The organism is Kitasatospora sp. NPDC087271 (assembly GCF_044744605.1).
In the GTDB taxonomy this organism is placed as follows: domain Bacteria; phylum Actinomycetota; class Actinomycetes; order Streptomycetales; family Streptomycetaceae; genus Kitasatospora.
In genome coordinates, this window is sequence record NZ_JBIUYQ010000046.1 from 24,126 (window position 1) to 30,976 (window position 6,851).

Sequence of the window (6,851 nt, forward strand, 5' to 3'; positions counted from 1 at the left end):
ATCGGCCCGGAGGTGTACGCCTCCGGGCCGATGGCGGACCGCTACCGGGGTTGCGCCGCCGTGCCGACGCTGACCAGCCCGGTCTCGTAGGCGGCGACCACCGCCTGGGCCCGGTCCCGCAGGTTCAGCTTGCCGAGGATCCGGGCCACGTGCGTCCTGACGGTCGCCTCGGAGAGCCGGAGCCGCCCCGGGCGACGGACGCGGGTGCGCGCCGCCCGTCCGTACCTTCGTGCCGTCCACCAGGCGGGAACGTACGAGGAGCGGGGAACGAGCAGCGAACCGGTGATCGAGCTGAGCGGTGTGAGCCGCCACTACGAGGGCGCGCGGGCGGCCCTCGCCGAGGGCTGCGCCACCCGCACGGTCCGGATGCGGGACGACCGGATCGCCTCGGACTCGGCGGTGGCGGCATGACCGCGCTGGGCAGGGTGGTGCGCGCGGGTGTCCGCCGGCGCCGCACGCAGTCCGTCGCGATCGGGCTGGCCGCCCTGGTGGCCACCACCTGCTCCGCTTGCCCGCCTCGGCCCTCGACGTGTTCGGCACGCCGGTGCTGGCGCCGCTCGGGTTCGGCGGCGTGCTGATCGCGGTGCTCGGGGCGCTGCTGCCCGCCGTCCGGGCGGCCCGGGCGCGGACGGTCGAGGCGCTGCGGGCCGAGTGAGGGGCCGCGCGGCGGGTCAGGCGCCCTCGCCGGGCCGGTGACCCTCCGCCTTGGGCTCCTCCGCCGGGTCCTGTTCCGCCGCGTTCCGCGCGGCCGGGTCCTGCTCCGCCTTGTGTTCGGCGGCCCGGACCTGCTCGGCGAAGGCCTGCGCGTCGATCCGCTCGACCGTGGCCCCGTGCCGGGAGGCCAGGTCGTCGGCCCGGTCGGGGGAGGACTCCCGGAGCTCCAGGACGAGCAGCGCGCCGCCGTCCGGGACGCGCGGCGAGAGCATGATCAGCCCGGCGCCGCCCTCCGTCGCCCGGCCCTCCTCGGCGGCGTTGCCGAGCGCCGCACCGGCCGCGAAGCCGAGCAGGACGCCGATCGGCCCGCCGACCAGGCCCACCAGGCCGCCGAGGACGCCGGAGCTGACGGTGGTCACGCCCGCGCCCCGGGTGAAGGTGTCCTGGATCTCCAACAGGCCGTCGGCGCTGCGCTCCAGCGCCGCCAGCTGCCGCAGGCCCGGCAGGTGCTGAGCCTCGTCGAAGGCCGTCCGCCACGCGGCGGCGTCCGGGAAGGTCAGCAGGACGACGTTGTGCTGCTCGCTCATCGCGCTCCGATCGGGCCGGGGGCGGGGGTTGCCGGATTCCATCGTGACCTTGGGTGCCCGGCCCGGCCACAGGAGCGACGGGCGGCGCGGACTGTCCGGGGCCCGGCCGTTCAAACGTGGGGCCTGGTTCAGGCCCCCGTCACTGCCCGGATTCCGGACAGGTGTAGGGCGACGGGAGGTTCGACGGGCGGCCGGGGGAGCGGGCGCGGCCTGCGGAAGCAGGACGGGCGGGGAGGCCTCGTCCCTATTTCGACCCTGGCCGAAATTGTGCCCGGTGCGCGGCACACCCCTGGTGCGGCGGGTGGGGCGGTGCCAGGATCCCGACCCGGCACGACCGTGCCAGACCCGAATGTCTGAAGGAGGCACCATGCAGCCCACGGCAGAGCAGGTCCGCGCGCTCAAGGACGAGGACTTCCGGCTCACCCTCGGCCAGGGCCACCAGGTCCACCCGGCCGGCGACCTGTCGGACGAGGTCTACGTGACCGCCGCGGTGCAGGCCAGCACCTGTGGCGGTTGGAGCAGCTGCGCCCACGTCTGCAGCTTCTGAGTCCGCCGTCCGCGGCGCGGACCCCGGTCGCACCGCCGGGGCCCGCGTCGCGGACGCGTGATACGGCCGGTGAGCGCGCGCGCCCCGGCCGCACCGCCGGGGCGCGTACGCCCGGTACCGCGACCGTCGAGCGCACAGCACCGCAACCGTCGTGCACGAACCGAGCATGGAGAGACCGCCCGTGGTTGACGCGTCCGAAATCCGTCGGGCCGCCGCCCGAGCCGTCCCGCTCGCCTCCCGCGGTCCGCTGCCCGACCCGGACGCCCAGTGCGCCGAACGGACTGAACGGGCCGACCGTGCCGGGCGGATCCTCGACCGCTGGCGCGCCCAGCCGCCCTTCGACCGGGACGACTGGTTCGAGCGCCGCCTCGCCGCCGACCGTCTCGACCCGGACGGGCTGCGCGCCCTGCTCGCCGAACACCCGGCCGACCTCGCGGACCGCCTCGGCACCCCCGGCTGGGCCGAACGCCTCGCCACCGCCTTCGAGGCCGGGCACACCCTCGACCTCCCCGAGGAGCACGCCTTCGCCCGGCTCGTCGCCCCGCTGCTCGCCGACGCCCGCGACCGCCTGCGCACCGGCCTCGCCGAACTCGGCCCCGCCACCCCGGGCACGGCTTCCCCCGGTCCCGCCACCCTCGGCACCCCCGACCACCTCGCCGCCCTCGTCCTGCCCGCACTCACCGCGACCGCGCACACCACGGCCGTCCGCACCGTCATCACCGAACTCCACGTCGCCCGCCTCTCCGGCGAGTTGACCGGAGACACCCCCGAACAGCGCTACCGGAACTTCCTCGACCGGCTCACCGAACCCGGCCGTGCCGTCCGACTCCTCGCCGAATACCCGGTGCTGGCGTACCGGCTGGCCACCGCCGCCGAACAGTGGACCGCCACCTGCCTCACCCTGTACCGCCGCCTCGCCGCCGACCTCCCCGCCCTCGCCCGCACCTTCGCCGACGGCCGCCCGCTCGGCCGCCTCACCGAACTCGCCACCGGCCTCGGCGACCCGCACCGGGGCGGCGCCACCGTCAGCGCCCTGCGCTTCGAACACGGCACCCGGATCGTCTACAAGCCGCGCCCGCTCGGCGCCGAGACGCACTTCCAGCACCTCCTGCGCTGGCTCAACCCCATGCTCCGGCTGCCGCTGCACGACCTCGCCCACCTGGCCCGCGACGGCTACGGCTGGGTCGCCCACGTCGCCGCCGAACCAGCCCGCGACGACGCCGAGTTGAGCGACTTCTACCACCGCGCCGGCACCCTCGCCGCGCTGCTCCACACCCTCGACGCGGTCGACTGCCACGCCCAGAACCTGATCGCCGTCCGCGACCAGCCGGTCCTGATCGACCTGGAAGCGCTGTTCCACCCCGACCTGCCCGAACCCGCCAAGGACCTCTCCGAGTCCGAACGGCTCGCCCGCCACCAGACCCGACACTCGGTGCTGCGCTCCGGCCTGCTGCCCGAGCGCATGTGGGACGAGGGCAACGGCGGCACCGACCTCTCCGCCCTCGGCTGGGATCCGGGCAGCCTCCCGCCGCGCCCCGCCCCCGTCCTGGTCGACCAGGGCACCGACCGGCTCCGCCTGGAGTACCACCGGATGCCCGTCGCGGCGCCCGGCAGCCGGCCCGTCCCGCCCGGGCGGCCGCTGCGCCTGGCCGACCACGTCGGCGAGCTCGAAGCCGGCTTCACCGAGGCCTACCGGCTGCTCGCCGCCCACAAGGACGAACTCCGGGAACTCATCCGGGCGTTCGCCGCCGACGAGACCAGGATGCTCCGCCGCGACACCTTCGAGTACCGCAGCCTGCTCGCCACCGCCTGCCACCCCGACCTGCTCCGCGACGGCCTCGACCAGGACCGCCACCTCGACCGGCTCTGGGCGCTCCCCGCCTGGGAGGAACACGCGCTCGCCTACGTCGACCACGAGCGCGCCGACCTCTGGCGCGGGGACGTCCCGGTCTTCACCATCCGCCCCGACAGCGTCGACGCCCGCTCCTCCACCGGCGTCCTGATCCCCGGTGTCACCGACCGGCCCGCACTCGACCTCGCCCTCGCCAAGGCGGACGCCCTCGGCGAACCGGACCTGGCCCGCCAACTCCAGCTGCTGCGCCTGTCGGTGACCACCGCGGACGGCGCCCGCGAGCCGCGCCGCCACCCGGTCACGTCCCCTCCCGCGCCACCCGGGAAGCCGGCCGAAGGCCCGGACCTGGCCGCCCGCGCCCTCGCCAAGGCCGTCGACGCCGGCGAACAACTCCTCCGCGAGGCCTACCGGGGGAGCGCGGACCTCGCCTGGGCCGGCCCCAACTGGGCCCCGCCCGGCCGCTGGGCACCCGCCGAACTCGGCCCCGACCTCTACAGCGGGACGGCCGGCGTCGCCCTCTTCCTCCATCAGCTCGCCACCGTCACCGGCGATCGCGAGCACCGAAGCACCGCCCGGGCAGCCGAACTGACGTTGCGTCACCAAATTCGCCGGCGCGCCGACCGCCTCGGCGGCGGCCTCGCCGGAGTCGGCGGCGTCCTCTACGCCCTCGCCCACCTCGCGGCCCACCACCCCGACGCCGAACTCGACGCCCTGGCCGCCCAGGTGGTGCGCCGCAGCGCCGCCACCGCCGCCGACGACGCCCAGCACGACCTCCTCGCCGGCAACGCGGGCACCATCGGCGGACTGCTCGCCTGGGCGGCCGTCCGCCCCGGCCCCGCCGTCACCGACGCCCTCGCCGCCTGCGCCGAACGCCTCGTCCGGGCCGCCGCCCCGCACCCCGACGGCGGCGCCGGCTGGCTGCCCGCCTCCCTCGCCGGCAGCGTCAAGCGCCCGCTGGCCGGTTTCGCGCACGGCGGCTCCGGCATCGCCTGGGCGCTCGCCCGTGCCGGCCGGCACCTCGGTGACCCCCGGTTGCCCCAACTCGCCCTCGCCGCCGTCGAGTACGAAAACACCCTGTTCGACCCGGCCGCCGCCAACTGGCGCGACGTCCGCGAGGACGACGGCCCCGACGCGCCCCACTACCCGGCCCTCTGGTGCCACGGCGCCTCGGGCATCGCGCTCGCCCGCACCGAACTCGCCGAACTGCTCCCCGAAGCCCGCGAGTTGCTCCGCGCCGAACGCGACACCGCCCTGACCACCGTCCTCCGCGAGGGCTTCGGCCACAACTTCTCGCTCTGCCACGGCGACTTCGGCAACCTCGAACCCCTCCTGCTCGCCGGCGACCGCTGGCGCACCGCCGCCCTGCGGCAGGCCCACGCCACCCTCGACGACCTCGACGCCCGCGGCTGGACCTGCGGCCTCCCGCACGGCGTCCACAGCCCCTCCCTGATGGTCGGCCTCGCCGGCACCGGCCACGGGCTGCTCCGCCTCGCCGCCCCCACCACCCCCTCCCTCCTCGCGCTCCACCCGCCGACCTCCTGAGACGGTCGGCGAGGTCGGCGAGGTCGGCGAGGTCGGGCAGCGCGGGCTCGGCCGGGATGTTCCTGTGATCGTCGGACCGCGTGCCCGGAGCGTGCCGCAGCCGGCCCCCGAATCGAACATCGCGGACCCTCCCGGTGATCGATTGCCACCAACTCGCCGCCGCCGACACGGAATCGCCCGGATCGAGTGAGACCGGCCGGGACACGCCGGACGGCCCGGCGGACCGCTGCCAGGATCGGGGTCCGCACCGCAGCAGGCCCTTCGCAGCGTGCCTTCCGGCACCGCTGCCGACCCCACACGCCCACTCGGCGGTGAGGGCTGCCCGCGTGCGGATCCGCTGCGGCCACCGGCCGCCGTACCAGGGAGCAGGGAGCACTGTGTCCGAACAGATCGTGAAGCCCGAGAGGCCCCACACCCCGCCCGACCGCACCCCCGCCGACCACGACCAGCCCGACCAGGACCACGACCAGCACGACGAGGAGCTGCGCCTGCGCTTCCCCGGCGACCGCCGCGCCGAGGCCGGCGCGTCGATGTCGGCGAACGCGATGCTGCGCCGCCTCCCGCACCTGGTGCGCCGCGCGGTGGCGCTGGCGTGGGCGGCGGACCGGACGTCCACCGTGCTGCTGCTGGTGTGCCAGGCGCTGGCGGGCGTGTTCGGGGCGTTGGCGCTGTACGCGACGACCGGCGCCCTGGGCGCGCTGCTGGTGGCGGGCCCGGTGGGGGAGCACCTGCGGACCGCCGCGCCGTCGCTGCTCCTGCTGACCGTCTCGGCCGCGCTGCGCGCGGTGCTGGGGATCGCGGTGGTGGGGCTGTCCGGCCGGGTGTCGCCGAGGGTCACCCGGGAGGCGGAGCTGGCGCTGATCGCCGCCGGGTGCGCGGCCGAGCTGCGGGCGTACGACGAGCCCGCGTACAACGAGCAGTGGGAGGCGGCCGATCGGGGTGCCTCGACCACGCCGGACCTGCTCTCCAACGCCCAGGACGTGATCGCCTCGACGGTCTCGCTGGCCGCTGCGGCGGGTGTCCTGGCGACGCTCCACCCGTGGCTGGTGCCGCTGCTGCTGCTGGGCTCGGTGCCGACCGGGGCGGCGGCCGTCCGGACGGCCCGGATCCACTACCTGGCGGCCGTGGCCACCAACGAGGACCGTGGCGCGCTGCGCGTCTACCGCTGGTTCCTGATCGACAAGACCCGCGCGGACCAGGTCCGTTCGGACCAGGTCACGCCGTTCCTGACGGCCAAGTACCGCCGCGCCGGGGAGAAGATCGTCGAGGCGACGGACCGGGCGACCAGGGAGGCGGCGAAGGTCTCCCTACTGGCCTCGCTGGGCACGGGGGCGGGCAGCGCGCTGGTCTGGGGCACGCTGCTGTACCTGGTGGCGAGCGGCCGGATCGACCTGGCGGCGGCGGGTACGGCGACGTTCGCGCTGCGGACGGCCTCGTCCGGGTTGCAGGGCCTGGTCGGCAACGGCGCCCGGCTCTACCGGATGGGCCTGTACCTGGACGACTACTTCACCTTCCTGGACGAGGCCGGCGGTCACCGGATCCGGCGCGGCGGGATCGTGCCGGACGCGCCGCGACTAGGGCGCGTATTCGGTCGTGATCAATCTGTGTGATTCACCTTCGCGGCGGGTCCTGATCCGGTAGACCGTGGTGTGTGACGCGAGCGCAACTG

The 6,851-nt window shown here is 75.9% G+C and carries 6 protein-coding genes and 1 pseudogene; 5 read left to right on the top strand and 2 right to left on the bottom strand.

The genetic code is table 11. The features are described from left to right. Positions 1–41: 41 nt before the first annotated feature. Positions 42–185, bottom strand: a pseudogene (locus tag ACIO9K_RS37195) (response regulator transcription factor); the annotation flags it as partial. A 97-nt stretch (positions 186–282) separates the two neighbouring features. Here ACIO9K_RS37195 and ACIO9K_RS37200 point away from each other — a divergent pair. Both ACIO9K_RS37200 and ACIO9K_RS37205 read left to right on the top strand, forming a co-directional pair. Beyond that, the gene (locus ACIO9K_RS37200; protein WP_400336316.1) at positions 283–411 is read left to right on the top strand and encodes a hypothetical protein; all 129 of its coding nucleotides are present in this window, start codon (positions 283–285) and stop codon (positions 409–411) included. A 97-nt stretch (positions 412–508) separates the two neighbouring features. Further along, entirely contained in the window at positions 509–655 is a 147-nt protein-coding gene (locus tag ACIO9K_RS37205) for a hypothetical protein (protein ID WP_400336319.1), read from the top strand. A 16-nt stretch (positions 656–671) separates the two neighbouring features. Here ACIO9K_RS37205 and ACIO9K_RS37210 read toward each other — a convergent pair whose 3' ends face one another. Next, positions 672–1,241 carry a hypothetical protein gene (locus ACIO9K_RS37210; protein WP_400336321.1) on the bottom strand — a complete coding sequence of 190 codons (570 nt, stop codon included), beginning with the start codon at positions 1,239–1,241 and terminating at the stop codon, positions 672–674. Positions 1,242–1,608: 367 nt separating this feature from the next. Here ACIO9K_RS37210 and ACIO9K_RS37215 point away from each other — a divergent pair, with 367 nt between their 5' ends. The 3 genes from ACIO9K_RS37215 to ACIO9K_RS37225 all read left to right on the top strand — a co-directional run bounded on the left by ACIO9K_RS37215 (position 1,609) and on the right by ACIO9K_RS37225 (position 6,792). Next, positions 1,609–1,788, top strand: a complete 180-nt coding sequence (locus ACIO9K_RS37215; RefSeq protein WP_063346527.1) for a hypothetical protein — start codon at positions 1,609–1,611, stop codon at positions 1,786–1,788. Positions 1,789–1,969: 181 nt separating this feature from the next. Then, entirely contained in the window at positions 1,970–5,182 is a 3,213-nt protein-coding gene (locus tag ACIO9K_RS37220) for a type 2 lanthipeptide synthetase LanM family protein (protein WP_400336323.1), read from the top strand. Positions 5,183–5,559: 377 nt separating this feature from the next. Beyond that, positions 5,560–6,792, top strand: coding sequence for a hypothetical protein (locus tag ACIO9K_RS37225; protein ID WP_400336325.1), 1,233 nt, complete (start codon positions 5,560–5,562; stop codon positions 6,790–6,792). The last annotated feature ends 59 nt before the right edge of the window (positions 6,793–6,851 follow it).

Coding starts and splice junctions, on each gene's coding strand:
- ACIO9K_RS37210 (WP_400336321.1), bottom strand. CDS start 1,241: ATGAGCGAGCAGCACAACGTCGTCCTGCTGACCTTCCCGGACGCCGCC.
- ACIO9K_RS37215 (WP_063346527.1), top strand. CDS start 1,609: ATGCAGCCCACGGCAGAGCAGGTCCGCGCGCTCAAGGACGAGGACTTC.